This window comes from Streptomyces sp. P17 (genome assembly GCF_032436805.1).
GTDB lineage: Bacteria > Actinomycetota > Actinomycetes > Streptomycetales > Streptomycetaceae > Streptomyces.
On record NZ_JAVRBF010000900.1, the window covers coordinates 1 to 268 of the forward strand.

The following is a 268-nucleotide window of genomic DNA, read 5'->3' on the forward strand; positions in this document are numbered from 1 at the left end:
GTCAACCTGCTTTTCTGACCCCCATTGGTCCCAAAGTGTCGATCGATCCATCTTCTCGATGAACCGCCTGTTCTGCCTCCACTGAAGAGCGTAGGACGGCCACCACTTCGTCAGCTTTCCATTGCATCCGCTCTTGCTATCGATGTGCGCATTGATCATCTGCGCGATAATGCCGGTGTCCGTTTCCGGTCCGCCAAAACTGCGGAATCCTGTCTCCGACCAATACATGGCACCCGCAGGCTGGACTGTGTACGTCTGCCATCCGAAG

Annotated in this window: 1 protein-coding gene; it reads right to left on the reverse strand. The window is 55.6% G+C overall.

From position 1 onward, the window contains the following. Positions 1-228: hypothetical protein (locus tag RMT89_RS43380; protein ID WP_315889258.1), on the reverse strand; the 228-nt coding region annotated here is incomplete at its 3' end. Positions 229-268: the final 40 nt, after the last annotated feature.